At 64.1% G+C, this 16,743-nt stretch carries 15 protein-coding genes and 1 tRNA gene; 10 read left to right on the forward strand and 6 right to left on the reverse strand.

Annotated features, from left to right (window positions below):
- Window positions 1-12: 12 nt before the first annotated feature.
- Both ACYVRU_RS01890 and cpaB read right to left on the reverse strand, forming a co-directional pair.
- On the reverse strand, window positions 13-1,329 hold the full coding sequence (locus ACYVRU_RS01890; protein WP_417175198.1) for an AAA family ATPase: 1,317 nt from the start codon (window positions 1,327-1,329) through the stop codon (window positions 13-15).
- Window positions 1,326-2,141, reverse strand: a complete 816-nt coding sequence (gene cpaB / locus ACYVRU_RS01895; RefSeq protein ID WP_161127573.1) for a Flp pilus assembly protein CpaB — start codon at window positions 2,139-2,141, stop codon at window positions 1,326-1,328. Before cpaB ends, ACYVRU_RS01890 begins: the two co-directional genes overlap by 4 nt.
- Before the next feature lie 32 nt (window positions 2,142-2,173).
- Here cpaB and ACYVRU_RS01900 point away from each other — a divergent pair, with 32 nt between their 5' ends.
- The 5 genes from ACYVRU_RS01900 (at window position 2,174) to ACYVRU_RS01920 (ending at window position 8,129) form a co-directional block, all read left to right on the forward strand.
- Entirely contained in the window at window positions 2,174-2,341 is a 168-nt protein-coding gene (locus ACYVRU_RS01900; RefSeq protein WP_418134045.1) for a hypothetical protein, read from the forward strand.
- 17 nt (window positions 2,342-2,358) lie between these two features.
- Complete coding sequence (locus ACYVRU_RS01905; protein WP_227070420.1) at window positions 2,359-4,029, forward strand: ATP-binding protein; 1,671 nt, start codon at window positions 2,359-2,361, stop codon at window positions 4,027-4,029.
- Between the two features lie 12 nt (window positions 4,030-4,041).
- On the forward strand, window positions 4,042-4,746 hold the full coding sequence (locus ACYVRU_RS01910; RefSeq protein WP_227070421.1) for a response regulator transcription factor: 705 nt from the start codon (window positions 4,042-4,044) through the stop codon (window positions 4,744-4,746).
- A gap of 283 nt (window positions 4,747-5,029) precedes the next feature.
- A complete protein-coding gene (locus tag ACYVRU_RS01915; protein ID WP_417175196.1) occupies window positions 5,030-7,546 on the forward strand; it encodes a molybdopterin-containing oxidoreductase family protein in 2,517 nt (838 codons plus the stop codon).
- Between the two features lie 10 nt (window positions 7,547-7,556).
- On the forward strand, window positions 7,557-8,129 hold the full coding sequence (locus tag ACYVRU_RS01920; protein ID WP_227070423.1) for a 4Fe-4S dicluster domain-containing protein: 573 nt from the start codon (window positions 7,557-7,559) through the stop codon (window positions 8,127-8,129).
- Window positions 8,130-8,306: 177 nt separating this feature from the next.
- Here the strand turns inward: ACYVRU_RS01920 and ACYVRU_RS01925 are convergent.
- From ACYVRU_RS01925 to ACYVRU_RS01940, 4 genes are all read right to left on the reverse strand, one after another.
- A tRNA-Val gene (locus tag ACYVRU_RS01925) sits at window positions 8,307-8,381 on the reverse strand.
- Between the two features lie 163 nt (window positions 8,382-8,544).
- Window positions 8,545-9,765: an ABC transporter permease gene (locus ACYVRU_RS01930; RefSeq protein ID WP_417175195.1), complete on the reverse strand. Its 1,221-nt coding sequence runs from the start codon at window positions 9,763-9,765 to the stop codon at window positions 8,545-8,547.
- On the reverse strand, window positions 9,752-10,939 hold the full coding sequence (locus ACYVRU_RS01935) for an ABC transporter permease (protein WP_161127571.1): 1,188 nt from the start codon (window positions 10,937-10,939) through the stop codon (window positions 9,752-9,754). Before ACYVRU_RS01935 ends, ACYVRU_RS01930 begins: the two co-directional genes overlap by 14 nt.
- 9 nt (window positions 10,940-10,948) lie before the next feature.
- Window positions 10,949-12,004 carry an ABC transporter ATP-binding protein gene (locus ACYVRU_RS01940; RefSeq protein ID WP_418693996.1) on the reverse strand — a complete coding sequence of 352 codons (1,056 nt, stop codon included), beginning with the start codon at window positions 12,002-12,004 and terminating at the stop codon, window positions 10,949-10,951.
- A gap of 124 nt (window positions 12,005-12,128) precedes the next feature.
- Here ACYVRU_RS01940 and ACYVRU_RS01945 point away from each other — a divergent pair, with 124 nt between their 5' ends.
- From ACYVRU_RS01945 to ACYVRU_RS01965, 5 genes are all read left to right on the forward strand, one after another.
- On the forward strand, window positions 12,129-13,286 hold the full coding sequence (locus ACYVRU_RS01945) for a sensor histidine kinase (protein ID WP_461185671.1): 1,158 nt from the start codon (window positions 12,129-12,131) through the stop codon (window positions 13,284-13,286).
- The gene (locus tag ACYVRU_RS01950; RefSeq protein WP_461185672.1) at window positions 13,283-13,975 is read left to right on the forward strand and encodes a response regulator; all 693 of its coding nucleotides are present in this window, start codon (window positions 13,283-13,285) and stop codon (window positions 13,973-13,975) included. The genes ACYVRU_RS01945 and ACYVRU_RS01950 overlap by 4 nt, the downstream gene beginning before the upstream one ends.
- A gap of 136 nt (window positions 13,976-14,111) precedes the next feature.
- Complete coding sequence (locus ACYVRU_RS01955; protein WP_461185673.1) at window positions 14,112-14,999, forward strand: helix-turn-helix domain-containing protein; 888 nt, start codon at window positions 14,112-14,114, stop codon at window positions 14,997-14,999.
- Complete coding sequence (locus ACYVRU_RS01960; protein ID WP_451917964.1) at window positions 14,996-15,919, forward strand: DMT family transporter; 924 nt, start codon at window positions 14,996-14,998, stop codon at window positions 15,917-15,919. The genes ACYVRU_RS01955 and ACYVRU_RS01960 overlap by 4 nt, the downstream gene beginning before the upstream one ends.
- Before the next feature lie 95 nt (window positions 15,920-16,014).
- On the forward strand, window positions 16,015-16,710 hold the full coding sequence (locus ACYVRU_RS01965) for a pentapeptide repeat-containing protein (RefSeq protein WP_461185674.1): 696 nt from the start codon (window positions 16,015-16,017) through the stop codon (window positions 16,708-16,710).
- Window positions 16,711-16,743: the final 33 nt, after the last annotated feature.

Here is a 16,743-nt window from a genome sequence, read left to right on the forward strand (position 1 = left end):
TTCCTCACCTCCTTACGATGCGTCCTTGGCCAAGGCGGCCTCGCGACGGCTCGCGCGACCCTTGCGTTTGCGCTGCTTGCCCCGCAACCCCGCGTCTGCCTTGGGCGCCAAGCCGATGCGGGCGAGAGGAGCCTGCACCCCCGCACTTGCAGGACGAGAAGCCAAGGGCAGCAGCTCGTCGAGAACACCCTCAATGCTTATGCACAAAGGGCTCGAAGCTTCTACCAGGCTCTGCGCCATGCCCGCGCCGAGCAGCTCCTCCACTTCGCGACCGCCGTCGGCCAGCTCCGCTACATGGGCCCCATCCAACGCACTGGACACGTCGATGGACGTGAAGGGCGCATGACGCGTGCAGCGGTTCACGGCGAGCAGAAACGATCCCGTTGCAATGCCGCAGCGCAGGCACAAATCGAGGGCATGGCGGCAGGCACGCACCGAAGAAGCGCGCTGGTCGACGAGGAACAGGGAGGCGGCAGCCCGTTCCAGCAGAAGGAGATGCACGTCGTCCCAGCCGCCTCCCGTGTTCGCGATCACGAAATCGAAGGAGGCGACGAGGACGTCGACGACCGATCCCATGGAGGCCGCTACGACCTCCGAGCGCTCCAGGGCGCGCGGAGCGCTGACGAGCACCAGCGGCGCCTCACTCAGCCCATCGGGCACTGCTCCCGTTCTCACAACTTCTTCAACCGGCACCGACGGAGCGTCTCCCATCAGGGCCGCGAGATCCCCAAACTGCAGATCAGCGTCGAGCAGCGCCGTGCGCAGACCGCGCCGAGCCCCGAGAAGGGCCGTAAGGGTCGCCACCGTGCTCTTGCCCGCACCGCCGCTCCCGCTCACCACCGTCAGCAGAAAGCCCGCGCGATTCTCTTCCGGCGCCTTCGCCGCCGAGAGAGCCTGCCGGACACCTTCGGAATCGGGTAGTGCCAGCACGACGGATTCGCCATCGCCCCCGTCGCCATCGACGTTGCGCGCGGCCTCCTTCAGCAAATGTTCCCCCAGCTCCGCGGGAGACACAATGCCGTCCAGCTCGGCGGCCCGAGCCCGGGAGGCCACCGATCCCGTGCGATCAGCCGTCACAAGATAGACGGCCGTCTGCGGACTGTCGCGCTTGCAGGCCGCCGCGAGATTGATGGGCTCCGCCCCTTCGCAGCACGACACCCACACGGTATCGAAATGCTCCTCGTTGACACGCCGACGAGCCGAAACCGCCTCGGCGCACACTTCCACAGCCAGCTCCTCCAACACCGAAGAAAGCGAGGTTGTGCCGTCTTCCGCCATCGGCAGACTCTCGCCGTGGCCGCAGAGCAAGTAACGCTTGCGCTTCGTCATAGGTTCGCTCCTTCCCCCGTCGCCCCATTCTCAGGCGCCGCCGGTTGCCCAGAAGCGGAAGGCGCCTCGGCGGCGGGGCCCTCCACAGGCGTCTCCGCCGAAGCCGACGGCTCTGCCGCCTCCTGCCCCTGAGGCGCCGCTTCGCGAACCTCCCCTCCCGTCGAACCGTCCGATGGCGTGCTGCCACCCAAGGCCGGCAGCGCGAAATAAAGTTCCAAGTTCTGCGCCGCCGCCACGACCTCCTGAACCCGCTCGGGCTCGACGGCCAACGTAACCCACTCCGCCGTCGCCCCCGATTCGGACGCAGCGCTCGTGGCCAGCACCAAAGCGCCGCCCACCAGCTTGGTCGTGGACACAGGGCCCGTGGCGTACACGTCCACTTCCATACCCGGCTCCACCGAACCACCCACGGCCTGCACGGGCCGCGCCGGCACGCTGATGGCGGCCATGCCCGCAGGCACCGCCAGTTCGGAGTCGGACACCTCGGTGCGCCGGAAGCAGAGGACTTCCCCCTTGATGACGTTCGAACCCAGACGTCTACCGATGATTTGGGAGGAATCAGTCACGGCAGTGTCGGGCAGAAGGTCGGCCACCCACATCTTCGTGACGACGGCCGAGGCGTCCACCACCTCGCCCGCCGCCAAGTCGCGCTTGGCCACGCACACTTCCACCTGATCGCCCCCGTAGCGCTCAAGCGCCTCGGCTCGAGCCGCGTCCACCTCCCCGCGCACGCTGGCCAAGTAGAGGGCCACGCACAACGCGCAGCACAGCCCGCAGGCCAGAGCACCCCATTTCGTCTTGTTGATTGCCATCGCTTCTCCTGACTTTCGGAAACGATGACATCATGCAAGATCACGACCGTAAAAATGACGCGGGAATGTCCCGTTTCGTTCCTCGCGCCGACCGTCATGGAGTCGCACTCTCGACCGCACTGGCGTCGCATTCCCGAAAACAGGGCTTCTTGATCGACGGCTTGAATCATGCTAGCCTGACGCTTTCATCGATCAACTAAGGGGGTCTCGATCGAACATGGGCAAAAATCTTGAGCTGCGTTTGGCGGTGCCAACGACCATCGCGATCTCCCTGCTTCTCGTCATAAGCATCATCTCGGACGCATGGCTACAAGCACGACAAGCCGAAGAGACACTTACCGAACAGGCCTACATCCTTTCTCAGGAAATGCAATCAATGTGGGACTTTATCTCAGTCAACCAAGAGCTGATAAATACCGACGGCGACGGCACGTACACGTTCAAAGGCCTGCACTGCTCCATCGTGGGAACCTCGGTGGGCGCTTTGTTTTCTCACCGAACCGATTACGTCATCCGCTACGTGTCCGACAACCCCCGAAACCCCAAAAACGCTCCCGACGCCTTCGAAACGGAAGCAATTGGGGAGTTCAGAAGCAACACGAACCTAGGCGAGTACTACTCGTTCGGAACCATGAACGACGAGAGCTATTACCGCTACTCTGTCCCCCTGAAGATGCAATCGGCTTGTGCCGAATGCCACGGCGATCCCGTGGGCGAGATAGACGTAACTGGCTTTCCCAAGGAGGGCCTTCAGTCCGGCGACCTAGTGGGAATTGCCAGCATATCCATTCCTGCCAAGCCTTACGAAGACAATCTTCTCGAGCAGATCCTTTTGCGCAGCCTCCTTTCCTTCGCCGTGCTTGCCGCCTGCCTGCTCACTATCCGGCTCGTAACGAAACGGCGCGTTATCAAACCGCTGGGAGCCATCGCAAGCGCCGTGCAGAGCATCGGAGGCGGCAATCTGGAAACCCGAATTGAGGTGGAGCCTCCCGCCTCGGAGGACGAAATCGGCTCCCTATCGACCTGCATCAACGACATGGCCGGCGAGCTCCACTCGCTCCACGAAGATCTGGAGAGGCTGGTACGTGTGCGCACAGAGCAGTTGGCAGACGCGAACACGACACTGACAAACCAAGCCCGCGAACTTGAAGCCATGAATGATCGGCTACGTGAGAACGACCTGTACAAGTCTCATTTCTTCACCATGATGAGCCATGAGCTGCGTACCCCCATCACGGCCATTCGCGCCTATGTTGACATCCTGGACGACGTCGACGAAATCGACGATGCGGCCCGGCACAATGCCGTCAACGCCATCCGATCGAACACCCAAGCCCTTACGAAGCTCGTCGACAATATTCTCGACTCAGCACGCATCGAGGCCGGAGCGGTCAAGGCCGAAATGGATGTCGTCGACGCCAACGACATCATGAACGAGCTGGCAAAGACTTTGGACTCCTTGGCGCTGGACAAAGGCGTCTCGTTAACCGTCGCCTCCAGCAAAGAAGTGCCACTGTTCCTCGCTGATGAGGAGAAACTCCTGCACATTCTCGTGAACTTGGGATCCAACGCCATCAAGTACACCCCTGCAGGCGGCCATGTGAATGCGAGCGCCTTCCTGAATGCCGAGAAGACGATGGTCTGCTTCGAGGTGGCCGACGATGGCGTTGGCATCTCCAAAGAAGATCAGCGCCTGATCTTCGACAAGTTCATCCAGGGAGAGGGGTCGGTAGCGCGCCCCGTGAGCGGCAGCGGGCTCGGACTTACCTTGGCAAAAGAGTATGCAGAACTTCATAATGGTGATATCCTGCTTCAAAGCGAAATGGGCACAGGCAGTACATTTACGGTTCGCATACCGTTCGAGGCTCCCGACTTCGGCCTCGAATAGGAGGGGGTTCCCATGGCGCAGACAATACTCGTGGTCGATGACGATGCCAGTATCCGTGATGCGGTGTCGTTCTACATGAGACGTGAGGGCTACGACGTTCTGCAGGCCAAGGACGGCCAGGCGGCCATGGAGGTCATCGCAACGGAAAACTTCGATCTGGCGATCCTCGATATCATGATGGAAGGCTACAACGGGTTCGAGCTATGCTCGGCCATTCGGGATCGAAACCAAACCGTGCCCATCATTCTTCTTTCGGCCAAACGCGACCTCATCGATAAAAGCCTTGGGTTCAAACTGGGCGCAGACGACTACATCACCAAGCCCTTCGAGCCCGCCGAGTTGGTCATGCGCGTCAACTCGTGCCTGAGGAGGAGCCAGGCCTTCGCCGAAAAGAGCGAAGGAGCCAATGGCGACGGAGGCTCGACGATCATCCTGGGTGATTTATCCATCGATACCCAAACGCGGCAAGTGACAGCCCGCGGAGAAAGGCTCGAACTAACCGCAAAAGAGTACAACATCCTCCTTTTGCTCGCCGAACGCCCCAACATCGTGTTCACGCGTCAGCAAATTCTCGATGCGGTCTGGGGTTACGATTACTACGGCAGCAATGGGGTCGTCGCAGTCTTCATACGCAAGCTTCGCGAGAAGATCGAGGGGGATCCTTCCAAACCGGTTCACATTATCACCGAATGGGGCGTCGGCTACCGCATCGTGTAGAATACCGTGAAAACAATCGGTAATAAAAGGAAAGAATTCTTAATCACTTCCTTAATCGAATCCTAAACGGCGCTTCCTATCATGATGCTCCAAGGGGAAGCACATCTGCAAAGGCCGCGGGGGCGGCCCGAATCCAGCCCATTTCTTTCGGGATCGCCCAACCTACGAACCCGCACGGATCGCGCTTCCCCGTCTTCGAGAGAGAGGAGATAGCATGGAGGAAAGAAAGGGATGCCGCGCGCAAACGCGCACACCCGAAAGCCAGAAGGGTGTCAGTGCAACCATGGATCGAAGAACCTTCGCCACCCTGGCGGGAGCGGCTGCGGCAGCCATCGCACTGCCGGGATGCGCCTCAGAGAAGCGCGATCTGAGCGAAACGGCCGCACCCGAGACCAAAGACAGCATCGCGGCAGCCCAGCAGGAAGAGCTCGAGCTGTTCCGGGTGACGAGCGGCTACAACTGCTGCTACTGCACCATCCAGGGCTACAAGCGTGACGGCAAGATCGTCTACATCGAGCCGGGCGAGCTACCGAACATGCCCGAGCGCAACCACGCGTGCCAGCGCTGCATGTCGTGGTGCAAGAGCGTCACTGACGTGGATCGGCGGCTTCTCTACCCCATGAAGCGCACCGGCGAACGGGGCTCCGGCGAGTTCGAACGCATTTCCTGGGACGAGGCCATCGACCTTATGGCCGAGAAGCTGAGCGCAGCGATCGCAAAGGATCCCCGTTCTGCGAGCTTCTACATCTTCACAGGCAACATGTGCACCTTTGACTGGTTTGCCCCAGCGCGTATGGCTCATTGCTTGGGAGCAAGCACCTGGGCCATGGAGGGCATCATGGGCGATCATGCGACCTCTGTCGGCTACACGATGGTCACGGGCAACCCCGATCCCGGTCATGACGCCCTCGATTTCATGAACTCCAACCTGCTCTTGTTTTTCGGCACCAACATGGTGGACACCATCGTTCCCTCTGCCCGCTACCTTGCCCGAGCGAAAGAAAACGGGGCGAAACTCATCGTCTTGGATCCGCGTCTCAGCTCTACAGCTGCCATTGCTGATCAATGGATCCCCATCAACCCTGGAACCGATACGGCTCTCGTTCTTGCCATGATGAACGTGATCATCGCTAACGACCTGCATGACAAGACCTGGCTCGCCAACTATTCTTGCGCACCTCTTCTCGTCTCCGACGCCGACGGAACGTACCTGCACACCGACAGCGGCGCGTACTGCGCTTGGGACACCGCCACCAATACCGTTGTGGAAGCTGCACCTTCCCAGGGCGAGGACGACGGCACCTCGGGCCCCGAAAGCACTTGGGCGCTCACCGGGCATTTCGAGGTGAACGGCGTTGCGTGCCACCCGACCATGGACGATCTGGTGGCCGAAGTGCAGAAGTGGACTCCCGACCGCGCCGCCGAAATCACCGGCGTCGATGCCGCCGTCATCGAACAGCTAGCCTTGGACTATGCCAAGGCTCAGCCTGCAGCCATCCAAACCTGCACCGGCTCCTCACGCTACTTCCATGGCTACGAAATCTGCCGAGCGACCGCGACACTTTCCGGCCTCTGCGGTTACACCGGTCGCGCCGGCGGCGGCTCCTCTCGTAACAACGGCGGCGCCTGCATCGACGGTGCATCTCTCAGCTTCACTGGCTCATCCGGTGCCGACACGCCTCTCATGAACTCGGCCGAGTGGGATACCGTGGGCGACGGTGCGTCCTTCGGCACCTTCATGGGCGCCACCCTAGCCCTGTACAGTACCGATCCCGAAGCGTACCGCAACGCCCGCGTCTTCAAGAGCTCGGAGATCTACGACGCGGCCATCACGGGCGATCCCGTGCCAATCGACTTCCTCTACATCGCCACCGCGAACTTCATCAACCAGAGCCCCGATGCCCACAAGGTGATCGACGAGGTGTTCCCCGCCATCGATTTCATCGTGACCGCCGATCCGTTCAATACCTGGACAGCCCAATACTCCGACCTTGTGCTGCCCACCTCCACCTGGCTCGAGAACTGGGACATCTCCACCAGCGGCACCGGTCCCTACATCCGCATCAACAAACCGGTCATCGAGCGCGTCGGCGAATGCAAGTCGGACACGGAGATCATGAGCCTTCTGGCAAAGAAGATGGGCGTAGAGGACGCTTGGAGCAAAACCGACGAGGAATGGGTGCGCACCTTCCTCGACAGCGATCACCCCGCCTTCGAAGGATGCGATATCGAAGAGGCAATCAACGAAGGAATCCTCGCTCGCAAAGATGGCATCTATGATCGCGCTACTTACCCATTGGGCGACAAGGTCTTCGCTACCCCCACTGGTCGTTTGGAGTTCTACACCGAGATGCTCTACGAGTTCGGCGCCCAAGTGCCCACTTATCTGCGCGGCGAGACCAATCCCGAGAACCAGTTTGCCGACAAGTACCCTCTCACGTTCATTCAGTACCACGATCGCGCTCGCGTCCACACGCAACATTCGGAAGTGAAGCTTCTTGAAACGCTGGAAGCCGAGCCTCATGTTCAGATCAACCCCGAAGATGCGGACGCGCGCGGTATTGCCCACAACGACATGGTTCGCGTTTTCAACGACCGTGGATTCTTCAAGTGCAAGGCAGCGGTAACTCCCGGCATTCGCAAGGGCGTCATTGCCCTCGCCCAGGGCTGGGAACCCAAGGACTTCGCCGAAGGCCATTACCAGTACCTGACCCATTACGTCAAGAATCCCGTTGAAGAGGCCATCAGCATGACCAACGCTGCGTTCTACGACGTGCGCGCCGAGATCGAAAAGGCATAGGAGGGAAGCTATGAGCACAGCCCAGTATGGAATGGTCATCGACCTTCGCAGCTGCACGGGATGCCAAACCTGCGTCATCAGCTGCAAAACAGCCAACGAAGTGCCCGAAGAGGGATTCTGGAGCCACGTCATCGACTACTACGAAGGCGAGACCTACATCGCCTCGGAGGTCGACGGGAAGGTGGACATGAAATTTCGCTCGACTTTGTGCAACCACTGCGCCAACCCCGCGTGCGTCGCGGCCTGCCCCACAGGAGCTATGCACAAGAGCGAGGAAACCGGCATTGTATCAGTGGATCAGGATATTTGCATCGGGTGCAACACTTGCGGCAATACCTGCCCCTACGAGGTGCCCGTCTTGCAGGAGGAGCGCTGCGTCATGGGGAAGTGCAACCTGTGCGCTGGCCGCCTCGATCAGGGCAAGGATCCCTTCTGCGTGCAGGCGTGTCCCACTCGCATCCGCAAGGTTGGCCTGATTTCTGACCCGGAAAGCGAGGTCTCGAAGCTCATTGCCGAACACAATGCGCAGCCCTACAAGCCCGAAAATGACACATCGCCTTCCGTGTACTACATCCTGCCCTAATAATTGCACTGCGAGCTAGCCTCCTCCTTCATTCAGCAGTCGGCAGCGATGAGCAGCGAAGCTCGCTCCAGAGACCCGGCTACCCTTGCTGCCGCTCAACAACGGCTACGTCGAATCCGCAGCGGCACAGAAAAACAAGAAAGCCCCGGGCAACCCGGGGCTTTCTGCTTCAATTCATGGTGGTCGCGGAGGGATTTGAACCCCCGACCTTGTGCTTGTAAGGCACCTGCGCTCCCGCTGCGCCACGCGACCGAACATATTACGCGCCTAAATGCGCGAGTCCGTATTGTGCCACAAGTTCCCCGCCGGAGCAAATGGAAAGCAGGGCGCCGAGACGATAGCGCATCCCGCGCACCTCGCGGCACAGCGCCCACGACGCAGCGTGCGGCGCGATCCCGGCACGGCGCCCACGGCGCTACCTCGGCACAGCGGCCGCGGCATTGCCGCCGGCGTCGTCGCTGGTCGCGCGCATCCGGCCCGCCACGAGCGCCGTAACGAAGATGGCCGCCGCGAACAGCAAGAGCACGCCGACCGCAAGCGCGACGTCTTCCGCCGCCGACCCCGTCGCATCGCCCACCGCCGCGCGCAGGCCCTCGCCGAGCCAGTACACCGGCGTGAAGGTGGCCACGACGCGCACCGCCTCGGGCATAAGATCCAGGCTGATCCACGTACCGCCTAGAAACGTCAGCACCATGCCGGTGATGTTGCCCACGGTGTTCGACACACTCTCGCCGCAGCCCAGCTGCCCCAGCAGAAACGCGATGGCCAGCGGGATGAGCACGAACACGAGCTCCACCGCCAGCACGCAGGCAAGATCGGCCGGTGCGAGGGTGAATGCGGAATAGCCGAATGCGACAAGGCCGATGCCCATGATAACGGCCCACACGAGAAGCGCCACGACGAGCCCCGCCGCCGCCTTCTGCAGCCCCAGACCCAAGCCCGAGGTGGAGGAGACGGCAACGCGCCGCCGCACGTCGGTGCGGTTGAAGGCCCCCATGAGAATGCCCACCGACACCACCACGGCCACCGTGAGCGGGTAGGCGCTCCACATAAGATAGAAGACGAAGGCCTCGCTCCCCACCGCCGCACCCGGGACGGAAACCTCCTCGATGCGCGGCTCCTTCTGCGCGGAGGCCTCGGCCTGGGCCACCAGCGCCTCCGGCGATGCGTCCGGCTCGAGCACCGCCGCGGCCCGCACCAGCCCCAGATACTGGTTCACCTGGGTATCGACCAGCGTGGCCGCCATCGATTGGAAGCTGAACACCGTCTCAAGGCGCGGGCCGTCGCCGCCGTCGCGGGCCGCCGCCAGATAGCCCTCCTCGAACCCGGCGGGCACGATGAGCAGATAATCCACCAAGCCCGTGGCCACGGCATCCTGGCAGGCCCGCGCCTCGTCGGCCACCTCAACCGACGTTCCCCGCTCTTCGAGAAACGCCGCCACCGAGCGCGACAAGTCGCTTTGATCCCGATCGATCACCGCGAAGGGCACCTCGGCCGACTCATAGCCCGCACTTGTCGCCGGCGGGTACACGCCGCTGGTGATAAACAGGCCCATGAGGCTCAAAAAGCCCACGTACACCAGCAGATAGATGGGATGCTTCGCCGCCACTTCCAAGGCATATCTACAGGCTTGCATAGCGCTGCCTCCTCACGAACAGGGCCCCTACGGCGAACAGCGCAGCCGAGAACAGGCCGATGAGCGCCACGTTCCCCGCGAACACCTCCAGCCCGTCGTAGTAGTACAGGCTGTAGAACATGTCGCAGATGGCCTTCGCCGGGTTCAGCGAGGCCAGCACGGGGAATTCCCGCGAGACCATGTCGGCCAGCTCCATGCAGGGCTCGCCGTAGAGCCCCGTGAACAGCGAGAGCAGGCACACTACCCCGGTGAGAATGCCCGTCTTCGACCCCACGTCCAACTTGGGGAGTGACCCGAGCGCCGTGCCCAGGGCGCAGGCGAGCAGCGATGCGGCGCCCAGTCCCGCCACGCACAGGCCCTCGCGGCCGGCGAAGTCGACCCCCACGACAAGACGCGTGTACAGAAACGCGATGAGCAGGCAGCAGAACGACAGCAGCCAGCAGGCCAGAAGCGTCGCCAGAAGCGTGCGCGTGCGCCCGATGGCCCCCAGCGCCCGCCGCGCGCCCAACGGCGAGAGGTTCGGCTGGGTCCAGCAGACGGCCACCACGGCGATCTGGGCGCCGAACAGGGCCGCCATGGCGAACAGCGCGTAGTAAAAGCGCACCGACTCCTTGGGCGCGGCGTGGGTGAGCGAGACCTCCTCGGTCGCATCGACGCTCGAGAACATCGCCTCCAGACGGCCCGGATCGGCGAAGGCCCCGGGGTTCTCGCGGGCGATGGATGTCATCAGGTCGGCGTCGCGCACGTAGGTGCCCACCACCGATTCCAGGATGCTGCGATCGATGGCGTCCATATCCGTCGTCTGGCCGATCTGCAGCCCCGGCGCCAGGGACAGCACCGGCTCGCCGTCCTCGTCGACGGAGAACACCCCCATCACCTCGCCGTCGACGAGGGCCGATGCGGCCGCCTCCCCATCGGCGAAGCGGCGCACGTCCAGCAACTGATCGTCGCCCCTTTCCCCCAGCGCCTCCGCCACCGCTGAAAACGGCGACGCGCCCCACGCCTCATCGGCCACCACGCCGGTGGGCACGGGGTCGAACTCCATGGCGCCGTCCAAGTTCGCGAACATGAACATGAAGATGGTCGCCATGAGGATGGGGAAGGCCAAAGACCAGATGAACAGGCTCTTCTCGCGAACGAGCGCCCGCAACGTGCTTGCGAACAACGTGCCCATAGCCCGCTCCTAATCCCTCAGCTCTTTACCGGTGATCTCGAGGAACACATCGTTTAAGGTGGGCGGCTCGGCATAGACGCGGCCCACGGCGCACCCCGCGTCCGCAAGCACGCCCAGCACGTCGCCCACGTTGTGGCCGCCCTGCTCGCACTGCACGACCAGCTCCGGCTCGGTGTAGGTCACGCGCCGCACATGGGGCAGCGAGGCCAGGCGCCCGCGCACGGCATCACCAAGCGCCGCCACCTCCACGATGATGCGCTCGCCGGCCCCCACTAGGGCCTTCAGCTCGACATTGGTGCCCACGGCCACCGACCGGCCGCGATCCATGATCATGATGCGCGAGCAGATCTCCTCCACCTCTTCCATATAGTGGCTCGTGTACACCACGGTGCAGCCCTGCGCGTTCATGCGGCGGATGCCCTCCAGAATGGCGTTGCGGCTCTGCGGATCCACCGCCACCGTCGGCTCGTCGAAGAAGGCGAGCCGGGGCCTGTGGGCGATGCCGCAGGCGATGTTGAGCCGCCGCAGAAGGCCGCCGGAGAGCTTGCGCGGGCGGAACTTCACGTAGTCCTCGAGGCCCACGAACGCGATGGCCTCGTCCACGAGCCGCGCCCGCTCGCGCCGATCGTCCACGTACAGGGCACAGAAGAAGTCGATGTTCTCCCGCACGGTGAGCTCCTCGAACAGCGCCACGTTCTGCGGCACCACGCCGATCTTGCGCTTCAGGTCGTAGCGCGTGGGCGTCATGGGCTCGCCGAACAGGCAGATGTCGCCCTTGTCGAAGGTGAGCAGCTGCAATATGCAATTGATGGCCGTCGTCTTGCCCGAACCGTTCGGGCCCAAAAGCCCGAAGATCTCGCCGGGCTCGATGCGCAAATCGAAGTGGTCGAGCGCCACCACGTCTCCGTAGCGCTTCACCAAGTTGCGCACCTCGACGATGGGCGCCGACATAGCGCCGGCCCGTGCGCTATCGTCTCTCGCGCAGTCGCCCTGCGCGCCATCCTGCGTGCCATCGATCCTCAGCGCGCCGGTCCGCGCGCTGTCGTTCGTAAGCTCGCCGTCCATGAGCGCTCCTTCCCCTATCGGTCATGGCCCCATTATTCCAAGAACCGCCGCGCCGCAGAAGTGCCAAATGTCACGAATGTCGACGTGCCCCTTGCTTCGCGAACGTGCGCCTTATAATGGCCCCATGGATAGAATCGTCGACGAGATCGTTCTCTTCGGGCTGGGGCTTCCCCTCCTTCTGCTCGCTCCCGCTGCCCCCGCAGCCGTAGCGGCGCCGCTTCTCGCCCTCATCGCCACGGGCGCGCTCGAGCTGCTCGATCGCGGCGAAGGCGGTGCGCAGCGCCAGGCCCCTGCCAGCGCCGCAAGCCCCGTCCGCGCCGCGCGCTTCATCCGCGTCGCACGTCCCGCCATCGCCGCCGCCTACCTCATCGCCGCACTTGCCGCGCCGGCCCTCGCCGCCTTCGTGCCGCTTCTGGCCTACGCCGCCGTGGCGCAGAACCTCGGCCCCCTGCGCTTTCTATGGCCCGCGGCCCTCCTGGGAGCCGCAGTGTCCGGAAGCGGCGCGCTGGCGGCAGCCGCCCTTCTGCTGGGAGCGCTCGCCTGCCTGGCCGCCCGGCGCGCGACCAAAGTTCAAACCGAGCGCGCCTCGCTCCGCCAATGGCGCGACGCCGTGCAGGAAGACCGCCTCGCGCTGGCCGAGCGAGCCCGCGACCTCGCCGAGCGGCAAGATTTGGAAGTGAGCTGCGCGGTGCTGGCCGAGCGAGCCCGCATCGCGCGGGAGATCCACGACAACGTCGGCCACCTGCTCACCCGCTCGGTGCTGCAAATGGAGGCTCTTGCCGTCACGCACGAGGACGATCCGGCGCTTGCCGAAGAACTGGCGGCGGTCGGCGCCACCCTCCACGAGGCCCTCGGCACCGTGCGGGCCAGCGTGCACGACCTGCACGACGAGGCCTTCGATCCACAGACCACCTTGGCTAAGCTCATCGGGGAATTCCCGGGGATCATCGGCACGCTCGCCTTCGAGGCCGAAAGCCTTCCGCGCCCTGTCGCCCTTGCCGTCGTGGCTATCGTGCGCGAGGCGCTCGCGAACGCCCGCACGCACGGGTGCGCCACGAGCATCGCCGTCTCCCTCCTCGAGTTCCCCGGCTTCTATCAGCTCGCCATCGAGGACAACGGACGCGCGGCGAACCTGGTCGGTGAGGGCGGCCTCGGGCTCGCCTCGATGGAAGAGCGCACGGCAGCCTTGGGCGGCACTTTCTCGTTCGGCCCTTTGCCCTCGCCGCGCACCGGCTCCCGCGTTTTCGCCACCTTCCCCAAAACCCAGGAGGTTCGCCCGTGAGCGCCCCATTTCCCCTTTCCGTCGTCATCGCGGACGACGACGAGCTCGTGGCCCAATCGCTGCGCACGATACTGGAGGCGCGCGGCAATGTGCGCGTGGCGGCCCTCGGCACGAAGGGGGCCGAGGCGGCGGCGCTTTTTAACGAGCACCACCCCGACATCATGCTCCTCGACATCCGCATGCCAGATCTGTCGGGTCTGGCCGCCGGTGAGGCCATCCTCGCCGCCCACCCGAAGGCGCGCATCGTCTTCCTCACCACCTTTGCCGACGACGACTACATCGTGCGCGCGCTGGCGATCGGCGCCCGCGGCTACCTCATCAAACAGGAGGCGCGTGGTCTGGCCGAAGCGCTGCATTCCGTCATGGAAGGCCAGATTGTCCTGGGATCCGATGTCACCGACCGCGTGAGCGCGCTCATCGGGCAACGGCTGGCGAGCGGCGTCGGAACCGCCCTTGACAGCTCTCCGTCGCACCCCGATGGCAACAGCCAGGCCACTCCCGCCTTCGCCGAGGGCCTCACGCAGCGCGAGCACGATATCGCCGAGCTCATCGCCGAAGGGCTCGACAACCGCGAGATCGCGCAGACGCTGTTCCTGTCCGAGGGCACGGTGCGCAACCACATCTCGGCCATCCTGCAGAAGTGCGGGCTGAGAAACCGTACCCAGATCGCCATCGCCTGGTGGCGGTAGGTCGCAGCGTCATCCGCCCCCACCGCCCGCGACGTTCCCCGGCGCCTCCAACATCCGCAAGGCCGCATAGTGCGCCGCTGCAATTTCATGCAAGAAATCTGCGGACAAATGGCTATCATCTCTCCTTGTTATGGAGATGACTCATGCCCCACATATTCAGCAGTCCCAGCACCCCCGGCACCGCGAGACCGTGCGCCGCGTCCTGGACGGCGCGGTGGAGTTCCGGCACTTCGCCGGCTTCGACCAGCTGTTCGCGCCCCACGCCCACGACTACCCGGTCATCGGTCTTGTGCGCGAGGGGCACCGCCTCATGGAGTGCAATCGCGCGCGGCATCACCTGGGCCCCGGCCAGCTGCTCGCCCTAAACCCGGGCGACGCCCACGGCTGCGTTCAGGAAGGGGCCGCGCCGCTCGTTTACGACAGCCTCGCCCTGCTCGATCTCCCCGACTGCCCGCCCTTCGCCGGCCCCATCGTGGAAGACGCCGAAGCCGTCGCTTTCATGGAAGACATCATCGCGCTGCTTGAGGTGCCCTTTGTCGACGAAGCGCATTTGGAGGAGACGCTCTATCTGCTTCTCGACCTGCTAGCAGCCGCAGACCGTCCAGCGCCCTCCGGCAACGGCGCCCACGCCATGGCCGCCTACCTGCGCCGCCACGCATCCGAAACGGTGCGTCTGGAAGAGGTCGCTGCCGCAGCCGGCCTGGACAAGTACCGCGCGCTGCGCTCGTTCACTGCATCTTTCGGGCTGACTCCCATGCGCTACCTGGCCTCGCTGCGAGTAGAGTCGGCTCGCGAAGCGCTCGCCGTCGGTGCCAGCTGCGCCGAGGCGGCCACCGAAGCGGGATTCGCCGATCAGGCTCACATGACCCGCGCCTTCAAGGAGCGCCTGGGGATGACACCGGGCTTCTATCAGCGGGCCGTCACCGGATCCAGCGCCGGCGCCGACCGGGTCAAGGGCGCCCCATTGGCCCCTTCAACCCCGAAAGGCTCAGTTGATTCACCACCAGGGCAGGTGCTCTCATGAAAGCGCACGCGCTCGCCCTGTTCACCATCCTCGTTTGGAGCACCACCTTCGTCGCCACCAAGGTGCTGCTCGCTGCTGGGCTCACGCCGCTTTGGATCCTCGTCATCCGGTTCGCTTTGGGTTTCGCCGCCCTCAGCTGCCTGCGGCCGCACCGCCTGCGCCTGGCGAATCCGCGTGACGGCCGCTTGTTTGCCGCGGCGGGCTTTACCGGCGTGGCCTGCTACTTCCTGCTGGAGAACGTGGCGCTCACCTTCACGAGCGCCACGGCCGTCGGCGCCATCTGCGCCACCTCTCCCCTCTTCTGCGCCCTCATCGCCCTTGCGCGCGGGCAGCGCCCCGCCTCCCCCGCGAGCTTCGCCATCGGGTTCGTCCTGGCCATGGGCGGCATCCTGCTCGTCGGCACCGCCAGCGGTGGGAGTGCCTTCACGGGAAGCGCCGCGGACAACCTCATCGGCTGCGGGCTGGCCTTTATCGCCTCGCTCGTGTGGGCCGTCTACTCAACCCTTGTCAGCCGCATCGCCGAAGCCGGCTACGAGACCCTGACCGCCACCAAGCGCATCTTCGCTTGGGGCCTCCTGTTCATGGCCCCGGCCCTCCCCTTCGCCGGAACGTTTCCCGCAGAAGCTCTCGGGAACCCCCTCGTCGTCCCGAACCTGCTCTTCTTGGGGCTTCTCGCCTCTGCCGCCTGCTTCGCCACCTGGAACTTCGCCGTGAAGCATCTCGGCGCCGTCGTCACGAGCACCTACATCTACCTGGTACCGGCGCTCACCGGCGCCGCCTCGGCCCTCGTGCTCGGAGAGCCCGTCACCGCTCCCATCGTCGCCGGCGTCGCCCTCGCCATCGCCGGCCTCATGCTTTCGAACCGCAAAGGCTCTCGCCGAGGGCAACGCCGCGGCCACGCCTCGCCCTCCTCTTCGTAGACGTAGTACAATGGCCGGAGCGTCAAGGGATCGCTGCTCGCACCAGCAGCATGGCCCTCACGCACCACCATCGCCATGTCGAAGAAAGGACCCCCGTGGCCGCTATTCCCGATCCCGTCCAAACCGCCTACGAGACGGCGGCGGCCCAGCGCACCTTGTCGCTACCGACCATCCCGGAAGAGCTGCGCGCTCTGGAGGCCGACGACTTGCGCGGCGGCGCCGACGAGCCCCTGGAGGCCATCGACGCGAGCGGCCTGATCATCGCCGACGAGAACTTCTCGGAATTGCAGGCGGCCCACGCCCGGTTCGCGAACTGTTTCCTCTCCTGCTGCGACTTCTCCGGTTCGCTGTTCACCGACACGGTGTTCGAAGGATGCGACTTCGCCAACAGCTACTTCGACAACGCCGGCTTCACCCGCTGCACCTTCAAGAACTGCAAGCTCACGGGCGCATCGTTCATGGAAGCGAACCTTGAGCACGTAACGCTCACGGACTGCACACTGGACTTTGGGGCCTTCAACCGCTGCCGTTTCTGGGCCGTATCGGCCACGCGCTGCAATTTCTCCGGCGCCGACATGGCCGAGATGGAGCTGCGCTACGTGACCTTGGACGACGACCGCTTCATTGGCACGAGCTTCTTCCGCACGCCGCTGCTCGGGCTCGATTTCTCCACCTGTCAGCTGGAGGGCGTGGCGCTCTCCGACACCATGGCGGAAATCTACGGCACGAAGATGAGCGTCTATCAGGCCGCCGCCCTGGCCCGGCGCCTCGGCGTCATCGTGGCGGAGTAGGGCAAAGCCCCGGCGCAGCCGAAGCGCACCGGG

This window comes from Adlercreutzia sp. CNCM I-6216, assembly GCF_977113345.1.

Excerpts from the sequence above, each read along its gene's own strand:
- ACYVRU_RS01890 (WP_417175198.1), bottom strand. The coding sequence starts at position 1,329 with ATGACGAAGCGCAAGCGTTACTTGCTCTGCGGCCACGGCGAGAGTCTG.
- cpaB (WP_161127573.1), bottom strand. The coding sequence starts at position 2,141 with ATGGCAATCAACAAGACGAAATGGGGTGCTCTGGCCTGCGGGCTGTGC.
- ACYVRU_RS01900 (WP_418134045.1), top strand. The coding sequence starts at position 2,174 with ATGCAAGATCACGACCGTAAAAATGACGCGGGAATGTCCCGTTTCGTT.
- ACYVRU_RS01905 (WP_227070420.1), top strand. The coding sequence starts at position 2,359 with ATGGGCAAAAATCTTGAGCTGCGTTTGGCGGTGCCAACGACCATCGCG.
- ACYVRU_RS01910 (WP_227070421.1), top strand. The coding sequence starts at position 4,042 with ATGGCGCAGACAATACTCGTGGTCGATGACGATGCCAGTATCCGTGAT.
- ACYVRU_RS01915 (WP_417175196.1), top strand. The coding sequence starts at position 5,030 with ATGGATCGAAGAACCTTCGCCACCCTGGCGGGAGCGGCTGCGGCAGCC.
- ACYVRU_RS01920 (WP_227070423.1), top strand. The coding sequence starts at position 7,557 with ATGAGCACAGCCCAGTATGGAATGGTCATCGACCTTCGCAGCTGCACG.
- ACYVRU_RS01930 (WP_417175195.1), bottom strand. The coding sequence starts at position 9,765 with ATGCAAGCCTGTAGATATGCCTTGGAAGTGGCGGCGAAGCATCCCATC.
- ACYVRU_RS01935 (WP_161127571.1), bottom strand. The coding sequence starts at position 10,939 with ATGGGCACGTTGTTCGCAAGCACGTTGCGGGCGCTCGTTCGCGAGAAG.
- ACYVRU_RS01940 (WP_418693996.1), bottom strand. The coding sequence starts at position 12,004 with ATGGACGGCGAGCTTACGAACGACAGCGCGCGGACCGGCGCGCTGAGG.
- ACYVRU_RS01945 (WP_461185671.1), top strand. The coding sequence starts at position 12,129 with ATGGATAGAATCGTCGACGAGATCGTTCTCTTCGGGCTGGGGCTTCCC.
- ACYVRU_RS01955 (WP_461185673.1), top strand. The coding sequence starts at position 14,112 with ATGACTCATGCCCCACATATTCAGCAGTCCCAGCACCCCCGGCACCGC.
- ACYVRU_RS01960 (WP_451917964.1), top strand. The coding sequence starts at position 14,996 with ATGAAAGCGCACGCGCTCGCCCTGTTCACCATCCTCGTTTGGAGCACC.